A 26091-nucleotide genomic window follows, 5' to 3' on the forward strand; every position below is an offset into this window, starting at 1 on the left:
GCGCATGGACCGGACCCCGGGCACCTTCGACTGCCGCAAGGCCTTTGCCGAGACGATGGAGGAACTCGCCCGCGCGGACGAGCGCATCGTCGTGGTTGTGAACGATTCGGTCGGGTCGTCGAACCTCACCGGGTTCCGCGCCGCCTTCCCCGACCGCACGATCAACGTGGGCATCGCGGAACAGAACATGGTCGGCGTCGGGGCGGGCCTGGCGAACGGGGCCCGCATTCCCTTCGTCTCGGCGGCCTCCTGTTTCCTGAGCGGCCGCGCGCTCGAGCAGGTCAAGGCGGATGTCGCCTACTCGGGCTACAACGTGAAACTGGTGGGCCAGTCCTCGGGTGTCGCCTATGGCGAACTGGGCGCCACCCACCATTCGATCGAGGATTTCGCCTGGCTGCGCGCGCTCGACCCGCTGACCGTGATCGCCCCCGCCGATCCCTGGGAGACCGAGGCCGCCCTTCGCTGGGCCGCGGCGCACGAGGGACCGGTCTACCTGCGGCTGTCGCGGATGAAGGTCCCCGACCTCGGCCCCGACGCGGACGGCCGGCGCAGGTTCGAGCCGGGGCGCGCCCGGGTGATGCGGCGGGGCGATGACGTGGCGATCCTCGCGCTGGGCACGACGGTGCATCTGGCAATGGAGGCGGCCGAAGCGCTGGCTGCCCAAGGCACCGGCGCGCGGGTCCTGTCGGTGCATACGCTCAGCCCGCTCGACGAGGCCGCCGTTCTGGCCGCGGCGCAGGAGACCGGCGCGCTGGTCACCGCGGAGGAGGCGCTGGTGCGCGGCGGGCTGGGCGGTGCGGTGGCCGAACTGACCTCCGCCCATCGACCCGTCCCGCTGGAGCGGGTCGGATTCGACGGGTTCCAGAAGACCGGGCCAGTGGATTGGCTCTTCCGGGAAGCCGGCCTCACCGGCGCGGGCATCGCCGAGGCGGCTCGGCGGGCGATGCGGCGCCGGGACGGCTGACATGCTGATCCTCGCCATCGACCAGGGAACGACGAATACCAAGGCGCTGGTCTTCGACCTCGAGGGACGCATCCTGCGCAGCGCCTCGGCCTCCTGCCGCACCGACTATCCGGCCCCGGGCTGGGCCGAACAGTCGGCGGCGGAGATCTGGGCCACCACGCGGACCGTCATCGCCGAGGCGACCGCGGGCCTGACGCGCGAGATCGCCGCCATCGGCATCGCGAACCAGCGCGAGACGCTGGTGGTCTGGGACGCCGGGACCTCCGCTCCCGTGGGGCCGGCGCCGATCTGGCAGTGCCGACGCACGGCCGACGCCTGCGCGCGGCTGATCGAGGCGGGCCATCCCGGGGAGGTGGCCGAAAGGACCGGCCTGGGGATCAACCCGCTCTTTCCCGCCACGAAACTGGCCTGGGTGCTGGAGAACCGGCCCGAGGCCGCGCGGCTCGCCGACGCGGGGCGGCTGAGGGCCGGAACGGTGGATGCCTGGCTGTTGTGGAATTTCACCGGCGGGGCGGCTTTCGCCACGGATCACTCCAACGCCTCGCGCACGCTGCTCTTCGACACCGGGACACTCGACTGGGGGCCGGACCTCGCGCGCCTCTTCGGTGTCCCGCTCGACTGCCTGCCGCGGGCCATGGCCTCCGACAGCCTGTTCGGCAGGACGGCGGAGGGGGCGACGGCGCTGCCCGCCGGAGTGCCGATCCATGCAATGATGGGCGACAGCCATGCCGCACTTTTCGGCCATGGGGTGCGCGGTCAGGGGCAGGTCAAGGCGACCTACGGCACCGGGTCTTCGCTCATGACACTCACGCAAGGGCGGCCCCGGTCCCTTCACGGGCTCTCGGGCACCGTCGGATGGACGCAGGGCGCCCGCACGAGCCATGCGCTCGAGGGCAACATCACCGTCTCGGCCCAGGCGGCCGCCTTCGCCGCCGACCTGCTGGGCCTGCCGGATGCCGCCGCCCTGTCGGCGCTGGCCGAAAGCGTGCAGGACAGCGGCGGGGTGGTTTTCGTGCCCGCCCTTGCCGGTCTGGGCGCACCCCATTGGGACGACGCGGCGCGGGGGCTGGTGACGGGACTGTCCCTCGGCTCGGGCCGCGCCCATCTCGCGCGCGCGACCCTCGAGGCGATCGCGCATCAGGTGGCCGATGTGTTCGAGGCCATGGAGCACGACCTTGGCCGGCGTCTCGACGTGCTGTCCGCAGATGGCGGAGCCTCGGGTAACGGCTTCCTGATGCAGCTTCAGGCGGACCTCCTCGGCCGTCCGGTGCGCCGGCCGGCCCTTGCAGAGATCGGCGCGCTCGGCGTGGCCACCATGGCGGCCGGGGCGCTGGGCGAAACCATGGCCGCGCCGTCCGACGGGGCGAAGACCTACCGGCCGGGACTGTCCGGCGACGCGCGCGCGACCGAAAGGGATCGCTGGCGCGCCGCGATCGCCCGCGCAACAGGCTGACTGCGCCCCGGTTTGTGGCCCTGTGACCGCAGGGCGTGGGCGCCGCCGCTTCGTGCTTGCGTCCCGGAGCGCCCGCGCGGCAGACAGGGAGCACCGGTTCGGGGCAAGGGGTCTGCGATGATCGTTCCCATTCTGATGTGCGGCGGTTCGGGTACGCGGCTCTGGCCGCTCTCGAGAAAGAGCTATCCGAAGCAGTTCGCCACGCTGCTGGGCGACGAGAGCCTGTTTCAGGCCTCAGCCCGCCGCTATTCCGGGGCGGATTTCGCCGCTCCCGTCGTGGTGACGGGCGACGCCTTCCGTTTCATCGTGACGAAGCAACTGGACGAGATCGGCATGGCCGCCGATACAGTCCTGATCGAGCCCGAGGGCCGCAACACCGCCCCGGCCGCCATCGCCGGCGCCCTTCATGTGGCGGGGGGCGATCCCGACGCGCTGATCCTGATCGCCCCCGCCGATCACGCCATGGCCGATCCGGCAGGCTTCCGCGACGCGGTCCTGGTGGGCGCCGCCGCCGCGCGCGAGGGCCGGATCGTCACCTTCGGTATCCGGCCCACGCGGGCCGAAACGGGTTATGGCTGGCTCGAGGCGGGAGAGGAAAGCCATCCTGGCGTCCGCACCCTGAGCCGCTTCATCGAGAAGCCCGACGCCGACAGGGCCGCCGCGCTGCTCGGGAATCCCGGCAACCTCTGGAACGCAGGCATCTTCCTGGTCCGCGCCCGGACGCTGGTCGAGGCCTTCGAAGCCCATGCGCCCGCGATCCGGCAAAGCGTCGCCGCCGCGCTGGAGGCGGCGCGGACGGATCTCGGGTTCTGCCGCATCGACGAGGCGCTCTGGGCCGGCGTGCCCGAGGATTCCATCGACTATGCCGTGATGGAGAAGGCCGCCAACGTCTCTGTCGTGCCCTACGAAGGCCCGTGGAGCGACCTGGGGTCCTGGGAAGCCGTGTGGACCGAGATGCCCCGCGATACCGCCGGCAACGCGCTGAGCGACAACGCCACGGCGCTGGGCTGCGAGGGAAGTCTCCTGCGGTCCGAGGACGAGGGGATCGAGCTCGTCGGCATCGGGCTGAAGAACGTCGTCGCCGTGGCGATGAAGGACGCCTTCATGGTCGCCGACATGTCGGACAGCCAGAACGTCAAGACGGCGGTCAAGGTGTTGAAGGACAAGGGCGCCTCCCAGGCGGTACAGCTGCCGCGCGACTACCGCCCCTGGGGCTGGTACGAGACTTTGATTCTGTCCGACCGCTTCCAGGTGAAGCGCATCCATGTTCATCCGGGCGCCGCGCTCAGCCTGCAATCCCATGTCCACCGTTCCGAACACTGGATCGTCGTGGCGGGCACCGCGAAGGTCACCGTGGACGACGAGGTGAAGCTGCTGACCGAGAACCAGTCGGTCTACATCCCGCTCGGCGCGGTGCACCGGATGGAGAACCCCGGCAAGGTGCCCATGGTGCTGATCGAGGTGCAGACGGGCGCCTATCTCGGCGAGGACGACATCATCCGTTACGAAGACATCTACGCGAGGGGCTGAGCCCATGGCTCCCAAGTTCGGAACCCGCGGGCTGCGCGGTCTCGTCACCGAGCTGACGGACGACCTGGTGGCGGACTACACCCGCGCCTTTCTCGCGGCCTGCCCCCATGGCGGTCGGGTCTTCGTGGCCCGGGACCTGCGCGAGAGTTCCCCCCGCATCGCGGAGGCGGTGATCGCCGCGGCGCGGGGCGAGGGTGTGGACGTTGTCCGCGCCGGGATGCTGCCCACGCCGGCGCTGGCGCTCGCCTCCATGGGCGCGGGGGCGGCGGCGATCATGGTCACGGGCAGCCATATCCCAGCCGACCGCAACGGGCTGAAATTCTACCTGCCCGGCGGCGAGGTGTCGAAGAACGACGAGGCGCGCATCGTCGCGGCACTCGGACGGCCCGCCGCGGGCCGCAGCGGCGGGGTGAGCGAGGGCGAGGGCATCGCCGGGGCCTATGTGGACCGTTATGTCGGCGCCTTCGGCGCGGAGGCGCTGGGCGGCCTCCGGATCGGCGTCTATCAGCATTCGTCGGCCGCGCGGGATCTCCTGTGCGAGATCGTGGCGCGGCTGGGCGCCGAGGCGGTGCCGCTCGCCCGCTCCGCTACCTTCGTGCCGGTGGATACCGAAGCGGTGGACCCCGAGACCACGCAGAGGCTCGCTGCCTGGTGTCTCGAGCACCGTCTCGACGCGGTCGTGTCCACCGACGGCGATGCCGACCGGCCCATGGTCGCGGACCACACGGGCCGCATCGTGCCCGGGGACGTGCTGGGGCCGCTGACGGCGGGGCTCCTGTCGGCCGACGTGCTCTGCACCCCTGTCTCGTCGAACACGGCCGTGGATCACATGGGCTTCGCGCGGGTCGTCCGCACCCGCATCGGCTCCCCCTATGTCATCGCGGCGATGGAGGCGGCGCTGGCTGCCGATCCCGCCGCCAGGGTGGCGGGATACGAGGCAAACGGCGGTTTCCTGCTCGGCTTCGAGGCCGAGGGTCCCGCGGGCGGCCTTCCGCCCCTCGCCACCCGCGACAGCGTGCTGCCCGTCGTGGCGCCGCTCGCGCGGGCGCGGGCCGAGGGACGGACGCTGGCGGGGCTCGTGTCCACCTTGCCGCCACGCTTCACCGCCGCAGACCGGATCACCGGCATCGACACGGATCGCGCGCGCGAGTTCCTTGCCGCGATGCGCGCCGATCCTGCCCGGCGCGCGGCCTTCTTCGACGCCCTGCCGCCGGAGGAGGCCATCGACGAGACGGATGGCTTGCGGGTGACCTTCGAGGGCGGCGCGATCCTGCACCTGCGCCCCTCCGGCAACGCGCCGGAGTTCCGCTGCTATGCCGAGGCGGCGAGCGCCGAAGCCGCGCAGACCCTGCTCGCGCGGCACCTCGGAAAGCTGGGGACGGAGGTCGGATGAGCGCAGGGCAAGGCGGGCTGCGAACCCGCCCGACACCGGCGGCCCTGCGTCCTGCCCCGGCGCACAGACGGTTTTACTCTGCGGCAGCCGCCCGGTAGCATCGGGCAGCAACGGACGAGGGGCCCCATTCATGCGCATTCTTCGCGCTCTGCTTTCCATTGTCGTCCTGATCGGCGTCGCCATACTCGCCCTGCGGCTCTTCTTCCCGGTGCCGCCCCTCGAGGGCCGGCCCGAAAGCATGGCCATCGCCGCCTCGCCGGAAACCACGCTTGGGGCCGCGATCCTGCCCCTGGCCGAGGAGCGTCCCGGCGAAAGCGGGGTCTGGCCGCTGGCGGACGGGCGCGAGGCCTATGCCGCGCGCATCCTTCTGGCCCGCGCCGCCGAGGTCAGCATCGACGTGCAGTATTACATCTGGCAGACCGACACGACGGGCTGGATCCTGCTCGACGAGCTGCGGCAAGCCGCGGACCGGGGCGTGCGGGTGCGGCTCCTGCTCGACGACAACGGCATTCCTGGCCTCGACGCGGAACTTGCCGCTCTCCATGCCCACGAGAACGTGGAGGTCCGACTCTGGAACCCGTTCACCCTGCGCAATCCGAAGCTCCTGTCCTATGCCTTCGACTTTCCCAGGCTGAACCGGCGGATGCACAACAAGTCGATGACCGTGGACGGCGTGGTGACCGTCGTGGGCGGGCGCAACATCGGGGACATCTATTTCGCCTTCGGGCAGGGGGTGCATTACTTCGACGCCGACGTCCTGGCCATCGGCCCCGTCGCCGCCGAGGTGGCGACGGACTTCGACCTCTACTGGGAGGCGGATTCGGCCTATCCTGCCGACATGATCCTGCCCGAGGCGCCCGAGGGTCTCTCCCGCCTGGAAACGCAGGCCGTGAACGCCCGCGAGACCGCGCTGGGCTCGGGCTATGCCGAGGCCGCCGCCGGCACCTCCCTCGTGCAGGACCTGGAGGCGGGCACGCTCGCCCTCGACTGGGGCGAGGTCCTGCTGTTCAGTGACGATCCCGCAAAGGGGCTTGGCCTGGCCGAGCGCGAGGACCTGCTGATCGGCCGCATCACCTCCGTCGCGCCGGCGGAGAGTTCCTTCGATCTCGTGTCGGCCTATTTCATTCCCGGCAGGGAAGGAGCGGATCTGCTGACAGGCATGGCCGAGCGCGGCGTGCGCACGCGCGTCATGACCAACTCGCTGTCGGCCACCGACGTGCCGCCGGTGCATGGCGCCTACATGAATTACCGGGAGGAGCTGCTCGACGCCGGCGTGACCCTGCTGGAGCTGGAGCGCAGCGCCGGCGCGCGGCAGGACAGGGACCTGTCGTCGATGATCGTGGGATCCGCATCCAGCCTGCACGCCAAGACCTTCCAGATCGACGGGGAGCGCCTCTTCGTGGGGTCGTTCAATTTCGACCCCCGGTCGGCCCATCTGAACACGGAAATGGGCCTTCTGGTGCCCAGCGGACGGATGGCGACGGGGCTGGCGCAGGCCCTCGACCGCCCGCAGCCCTACTACCGGCTGGAGCAGGGCGAGGGCGGGGAGCTGCGCTGGATCGAGACAGCCGACGACGGCACCGAGATCGTCCACCTGGAAGAGCCGGAAACCGGCGTGATGATCCGGACCATGGCGCGGATCGTCAGCTGGCTGCCGGTGGAATGGATGCTCTGAGATGGCCCACGGATACGACAGCGGCTGGCTGAACCTGCCCTTCGTGGGCATCGCGACCTTCGGCAAGGCGCCCTACGTCGCGGACTGGGACAGGATCGAGGCCGACGTGGCGATCCTGGGCGCGCCCTATGACATGGGCACCCAGTTCCGCGCCGGTGCCCGCTTCGGCCCGCGCGCGATCCGCGAGGCGTCGACGCTGTTCTCCTTCGGCCATGCCGGGGCCTATGACCCCGAGGACGACGTGACCTATCTCGACGGTGTGCGCATGGCGGACCTCGGGGATGCGGACATCGTCCATACTGACACTGACCGAAGCCACGCCAACATAGAGACGGGCGTGCGCGCCATCCTCGCGGCGGGCGCGCTGCCGGTGGTGCTGGGGGGCGACCATTCGGTCAACATTCCCTGCATACGCGCCTTTGCCGACCACGGCCCGATCCACATCGTGCAGATCGACGCGCACCTGGATTTCGTGGACGAGCGGCACGGGGTCCGCCACGGCCACGGCAACCCGATGCGCCGCGCGGCGGAACAGGCGCATGTGACCGGGCTGAGCCAGCTCGGCATCCGCAATGTCTCCTCAACCGCCAAGGAGGGCTACGACGCCGCCCGCGCCATGGGCTCCGACATCCTGTCGGTGCGGCAGGTGCGCAAGTTGGGGGTGGAGGCGATGCTCGCCCGCATTCCCGAGGGCGTGGACTACTACCTGACCATCGACATCGACGGCTTCGACCCCTCCATCGCGCCGGGCACCGGCACGCCCTCCCACGGCGGGTTTCTCTACTACGAGGTGCTGGAACTGCTGGCGGGTCTTGCGAAACGGGGCCGCGTCGTGGGCATCGACCTTGTCGAGGTCTCTCCCGACCATGACCGGTCCGGCATCACCGCGATCCTCGCTGCACAACTCCTGCTCAATGTGATAGGCCGCGTCATGCACGCGCGCTGAGGCGGCGGCGGGGGCCTTGTTTCCGATCGGAAACCCCTTATGCTGCGGCGCAGGATCGAACGGGAGAGTCGGCGACACGCCGGCGCCGAAGGAGCAACCGCCCCGGAAACTCTCAGGCCAAAGGACCGTTCGATCGGCAGGACTCTGGAGAGAGGCGCCCCCGTGGCGTCCGCCGAAGGGATAACGTTCTCAGGCGAAAGGACAGAGGGGGCGTCGGGCGCAGGCTGTCAGGGCCTGCGCGAACTCGGCCGGGCGGGAGCGCCCGGGGAAGGAACGACGCCATGGCCGACGCCGCGCTGCGCCGCACGCCGCTTCACGATCTGCACGCCGGGCTGGGCGCCCGAATGGGCGGCTTCGCGGGCTACGACCTGCCGCTGAGCTATCCCGCCGGGGTGATGGCGGAGCATCTGCACACGCGCGCGGCGGCGGGGCTCTTCGATGTCAGCCACATGGGCCAGGTGATCCTGCGCGGAGAGCGTGCGGCAGAGGCGCTCGAGGCGCTGGTGCCCGTCGATGTGCTGGGCCTTGCCGAGGGGCGTCAGCGCTACGCGCTCTTCACCAACGAGGCGGGCGGGATCGAGGACGACCTGATGGTCGCCAATCGCGGCGACCACCTGCTCCTCGTCGTCAACGCGGCACGCAAGGAGGCCGATCTTGAGCTGCTGCGCGCCGGGCTGCCCGAAAGCGTGACGGTCGAGCCGCTGGACCGCGCGCTGCTCGCCCTGCAGGGACCGGGCAGCGAGGCGGCGCTGGCGGCGCTCGCGCCCGGGGTGGCGGGGATGCGCTTCATGGACGTGGCCACCGTGACGCTGGAGGGGACGGAGGCCTGGGTCTCCCGCTCCGGCTATACCGGCGAGGACGGGTTCGAAATCTCCATCTCCGAGAAGGCGGCAGTCCGGGTCGCCGAGGCGCTTCTGGCACAGGAGGGCGTCGCGCCCGCCGGCCTCGGCGCGCGGGATTCGCTGCGGCTGGAGGCGGGGCTTTGCCTCCATGGCCACGATATCGACGCCGCCACCACCCCCGCCGAGGCGGGCCTCGGCTGGGCGATCCAGAAGGTCCGCCGTACCGGCGGCGACCGCGCGGGCGGCTTTCCCGGCGCGAACCGTATCCTGAGGGAGCTGGCCGAGGGGTCCGAGCGCCGCCGCGTGGGAATCCGACCCGAGGGTCGCGCGCCGATGCGCGAGGGCGTGGAGCTGTACGACAGCGCCGACGCCCTCGCCCCCGTGGGCCGGATCACCTCCGGCGGCTTCGGCCCCAGCGTGGGCGCGCCGGTCGCCATGGGCCTTGTCCCTGCCGCTCTCTCCGAGCCGGGCACGCGGCTCCACGCAGAGTTGCGCGGGCGCCGCCTTCCGGTGACCGTGGCTGCGCTGCCCTTCATCCCATCCAACTTCAAGCGATGAGCGAGACCCCATGAAATACACCGAAGAGCATGAATGGCTCCGTCCCGAGGGCGACCTGGTCGTCGTCGGCATCACGTCCCACGCCTCCACCCAGCTGGGCGACGTGGTCTATGTCGAACTGCCCGAGGTCGGCACCGTCGTGACCCAGGGTGACGAGATCGTGGTGATCGAGAGCGTCAAGGCCGCCTCCGACATCACGGCCCCCCTCGACGGCGAGATCGTGGAGATCAACGAGGCCATCGCCGACGAGCCCGGCAAGGTGAACGAGGACCCCACCGGCGACGGCTGGTTCTTCAAGATCCGGCCGACCGACATGTCCCAGCTCGACGCCTTCATGGACGAGGACGCCTACGAGGCGATGACCGGCTGAACCGGTCCGCCCGATCCGAGCAGCAGCCCGCAGGAGTGCCCCATGCCCTTCACGCCCACCGACTACGATCCCTACGACTTCGCCAACCGGCGCCACATCGGGCCGTCACCGTCCGAGATGGCGGACATGCTGTCGGTGCTGGGCACGGAGAGCCTCGAGGCGCTGATCGACGAGACGGTGCCGCAGAGCATCCGGCAGGAGGAGCCGCTCGACTGGGACGCGCCCCTGTCGGAGGCGGAGCTGATCTTCCGGATGCGGCAGGTGGCGTCCGAGAACAAGGTTCTGACCTCGCTGATCGGGCAGGGCTATCACGGGACGGTCACGCCGCCCGCGATCCAGCGCAACATCTTCGAGAATCCGGCCTGGTATACGGCCTACACGCCCTACCAGCCTGAAATCAGCCAGGGCCGGCTCGAGGCGCTGCTGAACTTTCAGACCATGGTGTCCGACCTGACGGGCCTGCCCGTCGCCAATGCCTCGCTGCTGGACGAGGCGACCGCCTGCGCCGAGGCGATGACCATGGCGCGGCGGGTGGCGAAATCGAAGGCGGGCGCGTTCTTCGTGGACGAAGGGTGCCATCCGCAGAACATCGCGGTGATGCGCACCCGGGCGGAACCGCTGGGGATAGAGCTGATCGTGGGGAACCCCGATGACCTCGACCCTGCAAAGGTCTTCGGCGCGATCTTCCAGTATCCGGGCACCCATGGCGAGCTGCGCGACGTGACGGACCTCTGCGCCGCGCTGCACGAGGCGCAGGCTATCGCGGTGGTCTCCGCCGATCCCATGGCCCTGACCCTGCTGAAGGAGCCGGGCGCCATGGGCGCGGACATCGCCGTGGGCTCCACGCAGCGGTTCGGCGTGCCCATGGGATACGGCGGGCCTCACGCCGCCTACATGGCCGCGAAGGACGAGATGAAGCGCGCCATGCCCGGCCGGATCGTGGGGGTCAGTGTCGACAGCCACGGCAACCGGGCCTATCGCCTCGCGCTCCAGACCCGCGAGCAGCACATCCGGCGGGAGAAGGCGACGTCCAACGTCTGCACCGCCCAGGCACTGCTGGCGGTCATGGCGGGGTTTTTTGCCGTGTTCCACGGGCCAGAAGGGCTGAAGGCCATCGCCCAGCGCATCCATGCCAAGACCGTGCGGCTGGCGAAGGGTCTGGCCGAGGCCGGGTTCACCGTGGGGCCGGAGCATTTCTTCGACACGATCACCGTCCATGTCGGCGCGGCGCAGGCGGCGCTGCTGAAATCTGCGGTGGACGAGGGGGTGAACCTGCGCAAGATCGGCACGGATCGCATCGGCATCACGCTGGACGAATGCACGCGACCCGGCAACATCGAGGCCGTCTGGCGGGCCTTCGGCATCGACCGGCAGGACGACGCTGACCATGCCGAATACCGCCTGCCCGAGGGTCTGATCCGGCAGACTTCGTATCTCCAGCACGACGTTTTTCACATGAACCGGGCCGAGTCCGAGATGATGCGCTACATGCGCCGCCTGTCGGACCGCGACCTCGCGCTCGACCGGGCGATGATCCCGCTGGGCTCCTGCACGATGAAGCTCAACGCAGCCGTGGAGATGATGCCGCTGAGCTGGCGCGAGTTCGCCAACATCCACCCCTTCGCCCCCGCCGACCAGACCGAGGGCTATGCGAAGCTGATCGCCGACCTCTCGGACAGGCTTTGCGATGTCACGGGCTACGACGCGATTTCCATGCAGCCCAATTCCGGCGCGCAGGGCGAATATGCGGGGCTTCTGACCATCGCTGCCTGGCACCGGGCGAAGGGCGAGGGGGAGAGGAACGTCTGCCTCATCCCCATGTCCGCACACGGCACCAATCCCGCCTCGGCGCAGATGGTGGGCTGGAAGGTCGTCACCGTGAAATCCGCCGCCAACGGCGACATCGACCTCGAGGATTTCCGAGCCAAGGCCGAAGCGGCGGGCGACCGGCTCGCCGGCTGCATGATCACCTATCCCTCCACCCACGGCGTGTTCGAGGAAACGGTGCGCGAGGTCTGCGACATCACCCACCGCCATGGCGGGCAGGTCTATATCGACGGGGCCAACATGAACGCCATGGTGGGCCTGTCGCGCCCCGGTGATCTGGGCGGGGACGTCAGCCACCTGAACCTGCACAAGACCTTCTGCATTCCCCATGGCGGCGGCGGGCCGGGCATGGGGCCGATCGGGGTCAAGGCGCATCTCGCGCCGCACCTGCCGGGCCATCCCGAGACCGGCGGCAGCGAAGGCCCGGTCTCCGCCACGCCCTACGGTTCGCCCTCGCTCCTGCCGATCTCCTGGGCCTATTGCCTGATGATGGGCGGCGAGGGGATCACCCAGGCCACCCGGGTCGCGATCTTCAATGCGAACTACATCGCCAAACGGCTCGAGGGGGCCTACAAGGTGCTCTACACCGGCCCCACCGGGCGGATCGCCCATGAATGCATTCTCGATGTGCGGCCCTTCGAGGCCTCGGCCGGCGTGACGGTGGAGGATATCGCCAAACGCCTGATCGACTGCGGCTTTCACGCGCCGACGATGAGCTGGCCCGTGGCGGGCACGCTGATGGTGGAGCCCACGGAAAGCGAGACGAAGGCGGAACTCGACCGGTTCTGCGACGCGATGCTGGCGATCCGCGAGGAGATCCGCGACATCGAGGAGGGCCGCATCGACCGCGCGGACAATCCGCTCAAGAACGCGCCCCACACCATGGAGGATCTCGTGCGCGACTGGTCGCGGCCCTACAGCCGGGAACAGGGCTGCTTCCCGCCCGGCGCGTTCCGGGTGGACAAGTACTGGCCGCCCGTGAACCGCGTGGACAACGCCTACGGCGACCGCAACCTCGTGTGCACCTGCCCGCCGCTGTCGGATTATGCCGAGGCCGCCGAATAGCCTCGAAAGCCGCCCCGGCGATTGAACAGGCCGGGGCGGCTGGCTAACCTGCCCCCTGCCGCGAATGCGGGCGCGGCCGGCAGAGACCGGCCCGGCACCAACGGGGGGACGACGATGAAGACGCTACTTTCTGCCGCCGCGGCGGCGGCACTTCTGGCCGCGCCGGCTATGGCCGAGGTCAAGGTCGGCATGATCACCACGCTCTCGGGCGGCGGCGCGGGCCTCGGCCTCGACGTGCGCGACGGGTTTCTCCTCGCCATCGCCCAGTCGGGCCGGGACGACATCGAGGTGGTGATCGAGGACGACCAGCAGAAGCCCGACATCGCGGTGCAGATCGCCGACGAGATGATCCAGTCCGAACGGGTGGACGTGATGACCGGCATCATCTGGTCCAACCTCGCCATGGCCGTGGTGCCCGCCGCGGTGAACCAGGGCGTGTTCTACCTGTCGCCCAACGCGGGCCCCTCGCAGCTCGCCGGGCCGGGCTGCCACGAGAACTACTTCAACGTGGCCTGGCAGAACGACAACCTGCACGAGGCCGCGGGCGCCTGGGCCAACGAGACGGGCTATACGAACAGCTTCATCCTCGCCCCGAACTACCCCGCGGGACAGGACGCGCTGACGGGCTACAAGCGGTTCTACGAGGGCGAGCTGGCCGGAGAACTCTACACCCAGCTCGGCCAGACCGACTATGCCGCCGAGATCGCCCAGATCAGGGCGTCGGGTGCCGACAGCGTGTTCTTCTTCCTGCCGGGCGGCATGGGGATCTCGTTCCTCAAGCAATACGCCGATTCGGGCGTCGAGATCCCGGTGATCGGTCCGGCGTTCAGCTTCGACCAGGGCATCCTGCAGGCCGTCGGCGACGCCGCGCTGGGCGTCGTGAACACCTCGCAATGGTCCAAGGACATTGACAACCCGACCAACGCCGCCTTCGTCGAGAGCTTCGAGGCCGAATACGGCCGCCTGCCCTCGCTCTACGCCTCCCAGGGCTTCGACACGGCGAACCTGCTGCTGTCCGCGCTCGAGGTGGCGGAGCCCTCGGACGCCGACGCCTTCCGCGAGGCGCTGCGGGCGGCGGAGTTCGACAGCACCCGGGGCGATTTCGCCTTCGGCCCGAACCACCACCCGATCCAGGACATCTACGCCCGCGAAGTGATCCGCGAGGGCGACGTCTTCACCAACCGGATCGTGGGCGTCGCGCTGGAGGACCATGCCGACGCCTATGCCGACGAGTGCAGCATGTAAGCCATCGGGGCGGTGCGCCTGACCGCGCACCGCCCGCTTGCCCATGTCTGCGATCCTGATCATCGAGCAGGTCCTGAACGGCCTGCAATTCGGCGTCATGCTGTTCTTGATGGCGGCAGGGCTGACGCTGATCTTCGGCGTCATGGGCCTGATCAACCTCGCCCACGGGTCGCTCTACATGATCGGCGCCTTCGCCGCGGCGGCGGTCGCGGGCGCCACCGGCTCCTTCCTGCTGGCGCTCGCGGCGGCTATGGCGGCGGCGGCCGCGGCCGGCGCGCTGGTGGAACTCACGGTGATCCGCAGGCTCTATGCCGCCGACCATCTGGACCAGGTGCTCGCCACCTTCGCGCTGATCCTGATCTTCTCCGAAGGCACGCGCTGGATCTTCGGGTCCTTTCCGCTCTATCTCGACGTGCCCGCCGCCCTCTCCGGTCCCGTCACCCTGCCCGGGGGGATCGACTATCCGCGCTACCGCCTTGCCCTGATCGGCGCGGGCCTTGCCGTCGCGGTGGGGCTCTGGGCGCTGACGCAGCACACCCGCATCGGCATCCGCATCCGCGCCGGAGAGAACGACCGCGAGATGATCGCGGCGCTGGGGGTGGACATCGGCCGGCTCTATACCCTCGTCTTCGCCCTCGGCGCGGCGCTGGCGGGGCTGGCGGGGGCGCTGGTGGGCGCGATCCAGTCGGTTCAGGTCGGCATGGGAGAGCCCGTGCTGATCCTCGCCTTCGTGGTCATCGTCATCGGCGGGATCGGCTCGATCAAGGGCGCCTTCATCGGCGCGCTGCTCGTGGGGCTGACCGACACGCTGGGCGGCATCTTCCTGCCCGAGTTCTTCAAGCTCTTCATGGAGCCGGGTGCGGCCACGCAGACCGGCGCCTCGCTCGCCTCCATGGCAATCTACATCCTGATGGGTCTCGTGCTGATCTGGCGGCCCACGGGTCTCTTCGGGGCGCGGGCATGATCCCGGAACGGTGGCTGACGTTCGCCGTGCTCGTCGGGCTGCTGGCGGTCGCGCTGGGGGCGCTGGTCATGGACCGGCCCTTCACCATCACGCTCGCCACACGGGCCACGATCCTCGCGCTAGCGGCGGTGGGGCTGAACATCGCGCTGGGACAGGGCGGGCTGGTCAGTTTCGGTCACGCCGCCTTCTTCGGGATCGGCGGCTATGCCATGGGCATCCTCGCCCATCACGCGCAGACCTTCACGCCGCTGGAACTGGGGCCGCTGACCATCACTGGCACGAAGTCCATGCCGGTGATCTGGCTGACCGCCGTGGTGGCATCCGCCCTCGCCGCGCTGCTGATCGGGCTGCTCGCGCTGCGCACCTCCGGTGTCTACTTCATCATGATCACGCTCGCCTTCGGGCAGATGTTCTTCTACTTCGCCATCTCCTGGAGCGCCTATGGCGGCGAGGACGGGCTGTCCATCTATGTCCGCAACGACTTTCCCGGGCTGAACACGCTCGACCCGATCCAGTTCTTCGGTCTCTGTTTCACCCTCCTGTGCCTCGTGCTGCTCTTCGCCGGGCGGCTGATGCGGTCGCCCTTCGGCCTTGCGCTGAATGCCGCGCGGCAGGCGCCCGAGCGGGTGGAGACGGTGGGCCTCGACCCGATGCGCCTGCGGCTGCTGGCCTTCGTGCTGTCGGGCGCGGTGACGGGCCTTGCCGGCGCGCTCTTCGCCGATCTCAACCGCTTCGTCAGCCCCGCCATGTTCAGCTGGCAGCTGTCGGGGGAGCTGATCGTGCTGGTGATCCTCGGCGGGGTCGCGCGGCTGATCGGGCCGGTTGTGGGCGCCATCGCCTTCGTGACGCTGGAGCATGTGCTGGGAGATGTCACCGAGTTCTGGCTGATCTGGCTGGGCGTCGCGCTGCTGCTCGTGGTGCTCTTTGCGCGCGGCGGCATCGTGGGGCTGGTGGCTCGGAGGGGCCATGGCTGAACCGCTCCTCGCCACCCGGGGCCTCACCAAGAGCTTCGGCGCGGTCACCGCGTCGGAGGACGTCTCCATCGACCTGAGGCCCGGGGAAATCCACGCCGTGATCGGGCCCAACGGCGCGGGCAAATCGACCCTGATCCGGCAGATCTGCGGCGGTCTGACCCCGGACCGGGGTACGGTCACGCTGCTCGGCCGCGACGTGACGCGCATGGGCACTGTCGACCGCGCCCGCGCCGGGCTGGGGCGGACCTTCCAGATCTCGTCGCTCGCCATGGAGGACAGCGTGCTGGAAAACGCGGTGCTGGGCGCGCTTGGTGCGGGCGGCACGCCCTGGCGGTTCTGGCGTCCCGCGCTGGCCTCCGCCGACCTCTGCGCGCGCGCCGAGGAGGCCCTGGAGAAGGTCGGCCTCGCTGACCACCGCCACACCCGCTGCGGCGATCTCAGTCATGGCCAGCGCCGCCAGCTGGAGGTCGCCGTGGCCCTGACCCTGCGCCCGAAGGTCTTTGTCATGGACGAGCCAATGGCGGGCCTCGGCGCCGAGGGCTCGGCGCGGATGACCCGCTTTCTCGACGGCCTGCGGGCCGAAGCGCCGATCCTGCTGGTCGAACACGACATGGACGCCGTCTTTGCCCTGGCCGACCGGATTTCCGTGCTGGTCTACGGCCGCATCATCGCCACCGGCCCGCAGGAGGAGATCCGCGCCAGCCGCGCGGTGCGCGAGGCCTATCTCGGAGAGGCGAGTTGAGCCTGCTTAGGGTCGAAAATCTCACCGCCTCCTACGGGGCGAGCCAGGCGCTCTTCGGGGTGGACCTGACCGTGGCCGAGGGCGAGGTGGTCTCGCTCATGGGCCGCAACGGCATGGGCAAGACGACGACGGTCAAGGCGGTCTGCCGGATGATCCCCTCCGCCGGGCGGCTGACCTTCGACGGGCGGGACCTGCATCCCCTGCCGAGCCACGCCGCCGCGCGCCTCGGCATCGGCCTCTCGCCCGAGGGGCGCCGCTGCTTCCGCGACCTCACCGTGGCGGAGAACCTCGCCGCCGCGGCCCGGCCCGGGCCATGGGACATCGCCCGTGTCACCGCGCTCTTCCCGCGCCTCGGAGAACGCCGCGCCCAACGTGCCGCCTCGCTGTCCGGCGGAGAACAGCAGATGCTGGCCATCGGGCGGGCGCTGACGACCAATCCGCGCCTGCTGATCCTCGACGAGGCGACCGAGGGTCTCGCCCCCATCGTCAGGCAGGAGATCTGGTCCGCCATCGCCACGCTGAAATCCGAGACCGGCATGGCGATCCTCATCATCGACAAGGCACTGAAGGAACTCTCCGCCGTGGCCGACCGCGCCGTCATCCTCGAGCGCGGCAAGACGGTCTGGACCGGCCCGATGGCCGCGCTGACTCCGGACCTCACCGACCGCTACGTCGGCGTCTAGGGTGCGGCCCCGCGGATTTCGCCCGCGTCGATCTGGAAAATCCTTAAAAAAGATATACTTGCAAAGCGTTACATCGTGAAACGCTCAGCCGGAGACCGGACGCACGTCCACCTCGTGCCGCGTCGAATGCCCGCCCGAGGACCGCAAGGCCCCCCGGACCGGGGCGACGTCCGCATAGTCCCGCCCGATCGCCACCACGACGTGATCGTTGGCGGCCACCAGATCGTTCGTCGGGTCGACCTGCACCCAGCCCATCTCCGCCCCGCACCAGGCCGTCACCCAGGCATGCATGGCATCCGCCCCGTCCAGCCGGACCTGCCCCTCCGGGGGATCGGTCCGGAGGTAACCCGAGACATAGCCCGCCGGAATGCCCAGCCCGCGCAGGCCTGCGATCAGGATGTGGCTGAAATCCTGGCAGACCCCGCGCCGCGCCTCGAAGGCCTCCGCGGGCGGCGTCGTCACGTTCGTCGCCCCCGGATCGAACCGCATCTCCCGGTGCAGCGCCCGGTTGAGCGCCCGCACCGTCTCCAGCACCGACATGCCCCCGTCCGTCACGTCCCGCGCGAAGTCGGTGATCGCCGCGACCGGCCGCACCCTCTCGGAGTCGCCGCGGAAATGGTGCGGCGAGCCCCCGCCCAGCGACTGCGCCGCAGCGATGTCCTGCGCGAGCCCCGAAAGGCGCGGCGACAGGTCGAGCTCCCGCTCCTCCGCGGCCCGTCGTACCCGCCCGGTGAAGCGGAAGGCGACCCGGTCCAGCGCCGCGTCGAAGGCAACCTCGGTCGAGGGATTGCCGAAGAAATCCGTCCGGTCCCGGCGGAAATCGGGGGTCGGGTCCGTCTGCACCAGCCCCGTCACCAGCTGCTGGTCCGGAAGGCCGCGCGGCAGGATCCGCAGGATGTCCCGGCTCGCCGCGGCGGGCTGCTCGTAGTCGTAGGTGATCGTCATGCGGATATCGTAGAGCACGCTCATCCCGTCACCCCAGGTACTGCGCCGTCAGCCTGTCCGACAGGGACCGGACCCTGTCCCGCAGATCGGTCAGCCGCCGCGTGGTCACATCCTCGGGCGCCATCACCCGCAGTTCGGTGTGCATCCGCAGAAGCTCGGAAGACAGCCGCGACATCCGCCCCGCCGTGCTCGCCCCCGGCAGATGCGCGACCTCGCCGCGGATCAGGTCGATCTGGTAGACCACCGATCGCGGGTTCTTGTCGTCGAGAGCGAGCAGGTCGATCACGGTCGAGCGGTTCGTCTCCACCGAATAGCGGCGGCGGTGGGTCATCACGCTGTCCGCCACCTCGACCGCCACGTCGAAGGCGCCGGGCGGCGCCTCGGGATCGGCGAAGACCCTCAGAAGGTCCGCCCCTGTATCCGCCCGCTCCAGCGCGCGGCCGACGGTCAGGAACCGCCAGCCGTCGAAGCGGAACATGTTCTCGTGAACGAGCCCGGTGAACCCGGCGAGCCGCCGCAGGAGATCGCCGAGGCCCCGGACAGCGTCGTCGCCGGGACGCAGCTCCCCGCTCAGGGCCTCGGTGGCGCGGCTGAGATCGTCGAGCGCGAGCCAGCCGTCGGGCGAGAACCTGTCCCGGACCCGCAGCGCGCAGGCCCGCGCCTGGCCCAGAACCTGCGGAAGGCCCGGCGGGATCGGCGTGGTGGGATCGGCCTCGGGCCCGAGATAGGCCGCGAGGTGGTCGAGGAGCGGCTGGGCGGAGGCCCCGGCCTCCGCCTGCCGTCCGTGGTAGGCGCGCAGGAGGCGGATGCGCCCCTCCGCGCGCTCCACGTAGCGGCCGAGCCAGAACAGGTTGTCCGCCGCTCGGGACGGCAGAAACCCGGGCATCCGGCGCACGAAGGGGCCGGGCGAGGGATCGGCGAGGGTGGCGGGACCGGTCGGTGTCCTGCCCGCGATCCAGACATCGGCCACCGATCCGCCCCTCTGCATGGCGAGCGCGGTCGGATCGTCGTCCCGCCCGATCCGGGCATACCCGCCGGGCATGACCGTCCAGCCCTCCGGGGTGCGGGCGGCGAAGACGCGCACCGTCATCGGCCGGGGCCGCAGGCGGCCGTCCACATGGACGGGCGTTGTCGAGAGGGTCACCGCCTCCTGCCCGACGAGCTGCGCGCCGTCCCGCGCGATCCATTCCTCCACCGAGGGGCGCGCCTGGCCGCGGAACGACCCGCCGAGCACGGTGGTGGCGTCGATCTCGAAGGGCAGGCGGGTGGAGAGCGCGGGGCCGATCATCATGCGCTTCATGTTGTCGCGCACATAGGCGGCCTCGGACGGCTGCCCGCACCACCAGGTGGCGATGTTGGGCAGCGCGAGGTCCTCGCCCAGGTAATGCCGGGCGATCCGCGGCAGGAACGCCAGCAGGGCCCGCGCCTCGAGCACGCCGGAGCCCAGCGCGTTGACCATTGTCGCCGCCCCCGCGCGCAGGGCGGCGGCCATGCCGGGGGCGCCGAGCGCGGAGGTTTCGTCAAGCTCGAGCGGATCGGCAAAGCGGCTGTCGAGGCGGCGCCAGATCACGTTGACGGGCTCGGGCCCGGTGATCGTGCGCACGGCGAGGCGGTCGGCCTCCACCCGCAGATCGCCGCTCTCGATCAAAGTGAATCCGAGGTAGCGCGCGATGTAGGCGTGTTCGAAGAAGGTGTCGGTCTCCTGGCCCGGTGTCAGGATCGCGACGCGTCCCGGCTCTCCGCCCTTCAGACCGTTCAGCGCGTCCCGGAAGCGCCGGAAGAACCCCGCGAGCCGTTCGACGTTCGCACCGGGGTAATGATCGGCGAACATGCGCGTCGTCGCGACGCGGTTCTCGAGCGCGAAACCCGCGCCCGAGGGGGCCTGCGTGCGGTCGCCGAGCACGAACCAGGACCCGTCCGGCGAGCGGCCGATCTCGAAGGCGAGAAAATGCAGGTAATGCCCCGACCGGGGCCGGGCGCCCACCATGGGCCGCAGCCATTCGGGGCATTGCGCGACGATCTCGGCGGGCAGGAGGCCCTGCCGCACCAGATCGCCGGGGCCGTAGAGATCGGCCATGATCCGTTCCAGCAGGTCAGCGCGCTGGACGATGCCGCGGCTGAGCGCCGCCCATTCGTCGGCGGCGATGACGACGGGGATATGGCTCAGCGGCCAGTTCCGCTCGGTCGAGCCGTCCTCGGTATACTGACGGTAGTAGACGCCCGCGTCCCGCAGGTGCTGATCGCCGCGGGCGAAGCGCCGGGCGAGAAGATCCGGCGATTGTGCCACCAGGTAGTCGATGAGCGGCTGCCAGACGGGCCGCAGCGTGCCATCGGGGCGCATCAGTTCGTCGGCGACATTGTCGCGGGGGCGGTAGCCCTCGAGGAGGGGCGGCGGCTTGAGGGCTTCAGGAGCAGCCGCCCGGGGTTTCGGGTCCGACGTCATCGGTCCGGCTCGGGCAGAGGTGGGTCCGGAACCCACCTTGCGGAGCGTGGCGAGGCGGCGCGCATCGTCAGATCCCCGGTGCGCGGCGCAGGTCGAGGGTCATCGGGAAGTCCGGATGAGGCGTCTCCGCGGCGGGCCAGTAGGTGCCGGCGGTATGGCCCATGGGCTCGAACCGGGCGAGGCGGCGGGCCTCGGCCTCGTTGCCATTGACCGGGAAGGTGTCGTAGCTGCGTCCGCCGGGATGGGCGACATGGTAGGTGCAGCCGCCCAGCGCGCGGCCCGTCCAGGTGTCGAAGATGTCGAAGGTCAGGGGCGCGTTCACCGGCAGCACCGGATGCAGCGCCTCGGCGGGCTGCCAGGCCTTGAAGCGCACGCCGCCCACGGCCTCGCCGGAGGTGTCGGTCGGGTTGAGCGGCACCTGTCGGCGGTTGCAGGCGACCATGTAGCGACCGGGATCACGGCTGGTCAGGCGGACCTGCATCCGTTCGACCGAGCTGTCGGTATAGCGCACTGTCCCGCCGATGGCGCCGCGCTCGCCCATGACATGCCAGGGTTCCAGCGCCTGCCGCAGTTCGAGGTGGACGCCCTCGTAAGTTACCTCGCCGCAGAAGGGAAAGCGGAACTCGGCCTGGGCGGTATACCACTCCGGCCGCATGGCATAGCCGTGGTCCGACAGATCGCGCAGCACGTCGAGTAAATCGGCCCAGACGTAATGCGGCAGCATCATCCGGTCGTGCAGCACCGTGCCCCAGCGCACCGGGCGGCCCTTCACGGGCGCCTTCCACAGGCGGGCCAGCATCGCGCGGATCAGGACCTGCTGGGCGAGGGACATGCGCGGATCGGGAGGCATCTCGAAGCCCCGGAACTCCACGAGACCGAGGCGGCCCGTGGGACCGTCGGGGGAATAGAGCTTGTCGATACAGATCTCGGCGCGGTGGGTGTTGCCGGTCACGTCGATCAGGATGTTCCGCAGCAGGCGGTCCACCAGCCAGGGCTGCGGCGCGGGCCCTTCGCCAGGGTCGGGGATCTGGCTCAGCGCGATCTCGAGTTCGTAGAGCGTGTCGTGGCGGGCCTCGTCGATGCGGGGCGCCTGGCTCGTCGGGCCGATGAAGAGGCCGGAGAAGAGATAGCTCAGCGACGGGTGCCGCTGCATGTAGAGGACGAGGGAGCGCAGGAGATCGGGGCGCCGCAGGAAGGGCGAGTCCATCGGCGTCGCGCCGCCGACCACGACGTGGTTGCCCCCGCCCGTGCCGGTATGGCGCCCGTCGATCATGAACTTGTCCGCGCCGAGGCGGCTCTGGCGGGCCTCCTCGTAGATCGCGGATGTGATCGCCTTGCAGTCCTCCCAGCTACGGGCGGGATGCACGTTCACCTCGATCACGCCGGGATCGGGGGCGACCTTGATGACGTTGATGCGCGGATCGTCGGGCGGGCCGTAGCCCTCCACATGGATCGGCAGGCCCATCTCCTCCGCAGTCTGTTCGGCGGCGGTGAGCAGTTCGAGGTAGTCCTCGAGCGCCTCCACCGGGGGCATGAAGAGGCAGAGGCGGCCGTCCCGGGGCTCCACCGCCATCGCGGTGCGCACGGCGCCCGCGGCGGGATCGACGCCCTCGGGCGGGGCGGTCAGGCGCTGCTCCATCATGGGCTGACGCTCACCCGCCTCGCGCACGGCCTGGACCGGCTGGTCATGGCCCGGGGTGACCTCGGGCAGGGCCTCGGCCTCCTCGGCAGCGATGCGGCTGAGCTCCTCCAGAACGGCGCGGCGACGCTCTACGAGGTCGGCGTGGAAATCGGGCAGGGCGCCGCGGTCCACCGTGGGATCTGTGGGGTAGGTGTAGGGATAGGCGCTTTCGGGCACATGGGGCAGGGTGCCCAGAGGCAGACGAAAGCCGACGGGACTGTCGCCAGGGATCAGGAAAAGATGCCCGCGCCGGGTCTTCCACAGCTCCGACCGCCAGCGCGGCGCGCGCGCGTCCTTCGACTGCCAGCGCTGGATCGGCAGGGCATAGCCCGCAGGCTCCGTCAGACCGCGCGCGAAGACGCGGGCGATGCGGGCGCGGGCCTCCGGGTCCTTCAGCCTGGGGTTGTCGGGGGAGACGTTGGGCGGCAGGTCCGCCTCCCTCAGGATCCATTCGGCGGGGTCCTCGTAGGTCGGCTGCGCGTTCTCCGGCGGCACGCCGAGCCTGTCCGCGAGGCCCCTCAGGAAGGTGCCCGCCTCCTCAGCCCCGGCGCCGGTCGCCTCGGTCTCCGCCGCGACGAGGTCCGCGTTCTTCCACACCGGCTGACCGTCGCGGCGCCAGTAGAGGGCGAAGGTCCACCGCGGCAGGGTCTCCCCGGGGTACCATTTGCCTTGGCCGTAGTGGAGGAACCCGCCCGGCGCGAAGCGATCGCGCAGGCGACGGATGAGCCTGTCCGCGAGGGCGCGCTTCTGCGGGCCGACGGCGGCGGTGTTCCATTCCGCGCTTTCGAAATCGTCGATCGAGACGAATGTCGGCTCTCCGCCCATGGTCAGGCGCATGTCCATCGCGGTCATGTCGGCATCGACCTCTGCCCCCAGCACATCGAGCGCGGACCAGGCTTCCTCTGAGAAGGGCTTCGTGATCCGAGGATGTTCGGCGGTGCGTGTCACGGTCATGTCGAAGTCGAAATCGACCTCGGGCTGGCCGTCCGCCGAGAAGCCGCCGACGATGGGTGCGGCGTTGCGGAAGTGCGGCGTCGCGGCGAGGGGGATATGGCTCTCGCCGGTCAGGAGCCCGCTGGTGGGGTCAAGGCCGATCCAGCCCGCGCCGGGGAGGTAGACCTCGGCCCAGGCGTGCAGATCGCAGAAGTCCACATCCGTACCGGAGGGACCGTCGAGCGCCTTCAGGTCGGGCTTCAGCTGGATCAGGTAGCCTGACACGAACCGCGCGGCGAGGCCGTGATGGCGCAGGGCCTGCACCAGCATCCAGGCGGTATCGCGGCAGGAGCCCTTGCCGGTCTCCAGCGTCTCCTCGGGGGTCTGCACCCCGGGCTCCAGCCGGATCACATAGCCGATCTCCCGGGCGATGCGGGCGTTGAGAGCGACGAGCCAGTCCACGGTGCGGTCAGCGCTTTTCGCCACGCCCTCGAGGAAGGCGACGAAGAGCGGCCCTGCGGACTCGGCGCGGCGGTAGATCGTCAGGTCCTCGCGCAGGTCCTCGGGATAGTCGAAGGGATAGGCCTCGGCGGTGTCGTCGATGAAGAAGTCGAACGGATTGTAGACCGACATGTCGGCGACGAGGTCCACCTCGATCTTCAGCTCGCGGACGGGGTCGGGAAAGACGAACCGCGACAGCCAGTTTCCGTAGGGGTCCTGCTGGTGGTTCACGAAATGCTTCGCTGGGGTGACCTTAAGGGAATGGGAAATCACCCGTGTACGGCTGTGCGGGGCGGGGCGCAGCCGGATCACCTGAGGCGACAGCCAGACCGGCCGGTCGTAGCGGTAGTGCGTCAGGTGGCGGAGGCTCGCGGTGATGGCCATGGAGAGTCCCTGTCCGGCGGGTCTTACGTCCAAAGAGGTTTCAGAATTGCGACCGCGCCGCCACCCCTATCGATGCGAGGAGGCGGGGGCAGGGGGTGAAGCAGGCGCTGTGCCCCCGAATTGCGCAGAGCTGGCGACCTCTCTGCCGCATCCCGGAAGGAAACGCCGGTCGATGGCATGCGCGGTCTTGCCCTAGCGTCGCCGTCCCGCGAGAAACCGGATCATGGCTGGGGGGCCAGGACAGAGGGGCGCAGGAATGTTGCGTCAGAACCCGGCGATCGTCTTTCACGCCGATGCGGTGGAGAGCGAGGGCAAGGACCTCGTGGGCCGCCGCGCGGCAGGCGAATCCTTCCTGCGCGGATGGCTGCGCCATGCGCCCGGCGACGAAGTGGCCGTGGTCGCCCAGACCCGTGAGGGACTGAGGCTGTTCCGGGAGCGGATGGCGGCGCTCGGCCATGACCACGCGGTCCGGGACTGGACCTTGCGAGGCGACGATTTCACCGAGGCCGGGACGCTGTTCTTTCCCTCGCCCGGCTATCTCGATGCCGCCTGGAGGCGGCAGAGGTTCGGGCCTGAACGCTGTTCGCTCGTGGGGATCACCCATACGATGTCCACGCGCCGCGCGATCGAGGGACTGCACAGGCTTCTGTCCGAGCCGGTGGAGAGCTGGGACGCCATCATCTGCACCAGCCGGGCCGTGCGGTCTGTCGTGCAACGGCAGTTCGAGCTGGAGGCGGAGTATTTCCGGACGCGGTTCGGCGCCGCCCGCGTGCCCATGCCCGAGCTGCCGTTGATCCCCTTGGGGATCAACGCCGCCGATTTCCGCCGCGACGGCCGCGACCGGGAGGAGATGCGCGCCCGCAACGGCGCGCCCGAGGGGGCGTTCGTCGTGCTGACCGTGGGCCGGCTGACGATGGTCGAGAAGGCCAACATGATCCCTCTCTTCCAGGTGCTCCAGTCCCTGACAGGGCGCATCGGGCGCCCGGTGCATCTCTGGATGTCCGGCTGGGCCAGCCGCGATCCGGAGCGGGAGCTGCATGAGCGGGGCGCGCGCGAGATCGCGCCGGACGTGGTGACGCGCATGCTCGACGGGCGGGACCCGGAGGTGCGCCGCAGGGTGTGGTCGGGCGCGGATGTGTTCACCCTGCCGGTCGACAGCATCCAGGAGACCTTCGGCCTTGTTCCGGTGGAGGCGATGGCCGCCGGTCTGCCGGTCGTCATGCCCGACTGGAACGGCTTTCGGGATACCGTGCTCCATGGTGAAACCGGCTTTCTGATCCCCACGCGAACAGCGCCGCCCGGCGCGGTGGCGCAGATCGCGCGGCGTTTCGCAAACGGGACGGACGACTACCTGCGCCATCTCGCCATCGTGCAGCAGCAGACCGCGATCGACCTTCCGGCCTATCTTGCCGCCTTCGTGGACCTTGCGGGCGATCCGGCGCTCGGGCGCAGGATGGGCGAGGCCGGGGCGCGGCACGTGCGGGAGCGGTTCGACTGGTCGGCGGTGGTTCCGCAGTATCTCGCCCTGGCGGACCACCTGTCCGAGCGGCGCAAGGGGGTTAAGCCCACGACGCCGCGGCGCGCCTCGGGACCGCCGAACCCGCTCGAGGTCGATCCCTTCGATCTCTATCGCCACTATCCGACCGCGCCGCTGGGCCAGACGGACCACGTCCGGCGCGGCGAGCCGATGACGTCCGAGCGGCTCGCGATGCTGGATTCGGTCAACGGGCGCGATCTCTACCGCAGGAAGGTGCTCAACCGGGCGCAGCTGATGAGCCTTCTCGCGGCGGTTCCGGAGGAGGGCGGAACGCCGAAGGAGATCTCGCGTGGGGCGGGTCTGCCGCTGGCGCATGTCCTGGCCGGCCTTCTGTTTCTCGCCAAGCACGGCGCCGTCCGACTTGACCCGAGAGAGCCGACCGCGTGACCCTTCGACATTCTTTCGCCCCAGACTTCGGGTCAGTGCCCGAAAACAG

General features: G+C 70.0%; 18 protein-coding genes and 1 riboswitch. Of the genes, 15 read left to right on the forward strand and 3 right to left on the reverse strand.

The window, feature by feature from the left end; translation table 11 throughout:
• Nucleotides 1–4: 4 nt before the first annotated feature.
• The 14 genes from EAT49_RS07930 to EAT49_RS07995 all read left to right on the forward strand — a co-directional run bounded on the left by EAT49_RS07930 (nt 5) and on the right by EAT49_RS07995 (nt 17231).
• The gene (locus EAT49_RS07930; protein WP_246003794.1) at nt 5–964 is read left to right on the forward strand and encodes a transketolase family protein; all 960 of its coding nucleotides are present in this window, start codon (nt 5–7) and stop codon (nt 962–964) included.
• Nucleotide 965: 1 nt separating this feature from the next.
• Complete coding sequence (locus EAT49_RS07935) at nt 966–2417, forward strand: FGGY family carbohydrate kinase (RefSeq protein ID WP_123641754.1); 1452 nt, start codon at nt 966–968, stop codon at nt 2415–2417.
• Nucleotides 2418–2534: 117 nt separating this feature from the next.
• On the forward strand, nt 2535–3947 hold the full coding sequence (locus EAT49_RS07940; protein ID WP_123641755.1) for a mannose-1-phosphate guanylyltransferase/mannose-6-phosphate isomerase: 1413 nt from the start codon (nt 2535–2537) through the stop codon (nt 3945–3947).
• Nucleotides 3948–3951: 4 nt separating this feature from the next.
• Nucleotides 3952–5340, forward strand: coding sequence for a phosphomannomutase (locus EAT49_RS07945; protein WP_123641756.1), 1389 nt, complete (start codon nt 3952–3954; stop codon nt 5338–5340).
• A 130-nt stretch (nt 5341–5470) separates the two neighbouring features.
• Nucleotides 5471–7015, forward strand: coding sequence for a phospholipase D family protein (locus tag EAT49_RS07950; protein ID WP_123641757.1), 1545 nt, complete (start codon nt 5471–5473; stop codon nt 7013–7015).
• Between the two features lies 1 nt (nt 7016).
• Nucleotides 7017–7961 carry an agmatinase gene (gene speB / locus EAT49_RS07955; RefSeq protein WP_123641758.1) on the forward strand — a complete coding sequence of 315 codons (945 nt, stop codon included), beginning with the start codon at nt 7017–7019 and terminating at the stop codon, nt 7959–7961.
• Between the two features lie 50 nt (nt 7962–8011).
• A riboswitch (glycine riboswitch) is annotated at nt 8012–8099 on the forward strand.
• A gap of 143 nt (nt 8100–8242) precedes the next feature.
• A complete protein-coding gene (gcvT, locus tag EAT49_RS07960) occupies nt 8243–9361 on the forward strand; it encodes a glycine cleavage system aminomethyltransferase GcvT (RefSeq protein ID WP_123641759.1) in 1119 nt (372 codons plus the stop codon).
• 10 nt (nt 9362–9371) lie between these two features.
• Nucleotides 9372–9731: a glycine cleavage system protein GcvH gene (gene gcvH / locus EAT49_RS07965; RefSeq protein WP_123641760.1), complete on the forward strand. Its 360-nt coding sequence runs from the start codon at nt 9372–9374 to the stop codon at nt 9729–9731.
• Nucleotides 9732–9773: 42 nt separating this feature from the next.
• Nucleotides 9774–12623: an aminomethyl-transferring glycine dehydrogenase gene (gene gcvP, locus EAT49_RS07970; protein WP_123641761.1), complete on the forward strand. Its 2850-nt coding sequence runs from the start codon at nt 9774–9776 to the stop codon at nt 12621–12623.
• A gap of 114 nt (nt 12624–12737) precedes the next feature.
• Complete coding sequence (locus EAT49_RS07975; protein WP_123641762.1) at nt 12738–13868, forward strand: ABC transporter substrate-binding protein; 1131 nt, start codon at nt 12738–12740, stop codon at nt 13866–13868.
• A gap of 43 nt (nt 13869–13911) precedes the next feature.
• Nucleotides 13912–14832, forward strand: coding sequence for a branched-chain amino acid ABC transporter permease (locus EAT49_RS07980; RefSeq protein ID WP_123641763.1), 921 nt, complete (start codon nt 13912–13914; stop codon nt 14830–14832).
• A complete protein-coding gene (locus EAT49_RS07985) occupies nt 14829–15806 on the forward strand; it encodes a branched-chain amino acid ABC transporter permease (RefSeq protein WP_123641764.1) in 978 nt (325 codons plus the stop codon). Before EAT49_RS07980 ends, EAT49_RS07985 begins: the two co-directional genes overlap by 4 nt.
• Nucleotides 15799–16548: an ABC transporter ATP-binding protein gene (locus EAT49_RS07990; RefSeq protein WP_123641765.1), complete on the forward strand. Its 750-nt coding sequence runs from the start codon at nt 15799–15801 to the stop codon at nt 16546–16548. The genes EAT49_RS07985 and EAT49_RS07990 overlap by 8 nt, the downstream gene beginning before the upstream one ends.
• Nucleotides 16545–17231: an ABC transporter ATP-binding protein gene (locus EAT49_RS07995; protein WP_123641766.1), complete on the forward strand. Its 687-nt coding sequence runs from the start codon at nt 16545–16547 to the stop codon at nt 17229–17231. Before EAT49_RS07990 ends, EAT49_RS07995 begins: the two co-directional genes overlap by 4 nt.
• A gap of 84 nt (nt 17232–17315) precedes the next feature.
• On the opposite strand, the gene EAT49_RS08000 is transcribed toward EAT49_RS07995, so the two are convergent.
• The 3 genes from EAT49_RS08000 to EAT49_RS08010 all read right to left on the reverse strand — a co-directional run bounded on the left by EAT49_RS08000 (nt 17316) and on the right by EAT49_RS08010 (nt 24118).
• Nucleotides 17316–18200 (reverse strand): transglutaminase family protein, encoded by an 885-nt coding sequence (locus EAT49_RS08000; RefSeq protein ID WP_123641767.1) that lies wholly within the window; start codon nt 18198–18200, stop codon nt 17316–17318.
• A 4-nt stretch (nt 18201–18204) separates the two neighbouring features.
• On the reverse strand, nt 18205–20619 hold the full coding sequence (locus tag EAT49_RS08005; protein ID WP_123641768.1) for a circularly permuted type 2 ATP-grasp protein: 2415 nt from the start codon (nt 20617–20619) through the stop codon (nt 18205–18207).
• 67 nt (nt 20620–20686) lie between these two features.
• The gene (locus EAT49_RS08010) at nt 20687–24118 is read right to left on the reverse strand and encodes a transglutaminase family protein (protein WP_123641769.1); all 3432 of its coding nucleotides are present in this window, start codon (nt 24116–24118) and stop codon (nt 20687–20689) included.
• 256 nt (nt 24119–24374) lie between these two features.
• Between EAT49_RS08010 and EAT49_RS08015 the strand changes: the two genes are divergently transcribed.
• Complete coding sequence (locus tag EAT49_RS08015) at nt 24375–26042, forward strand: glycosyltransferase family 4 protein (protein WP_123641770.1); 1668 nt, start codon at nt 24375–24377, stop codon at nt 26040–26042.
• Nucleotides 26043–26091 lie beyond the last annotated feature (49 nt).

This window comes from Histidinibacterium lentulum (assembly GCF_003789055.1).
GTDB classification, from domain to species: domain Bacteria; phylum Pseudomonadota; class Alphaproteobacteria; order Rhodobacterales; family Rhodobacteraceae; genus Oceanicola; species Oceanicola lentulus.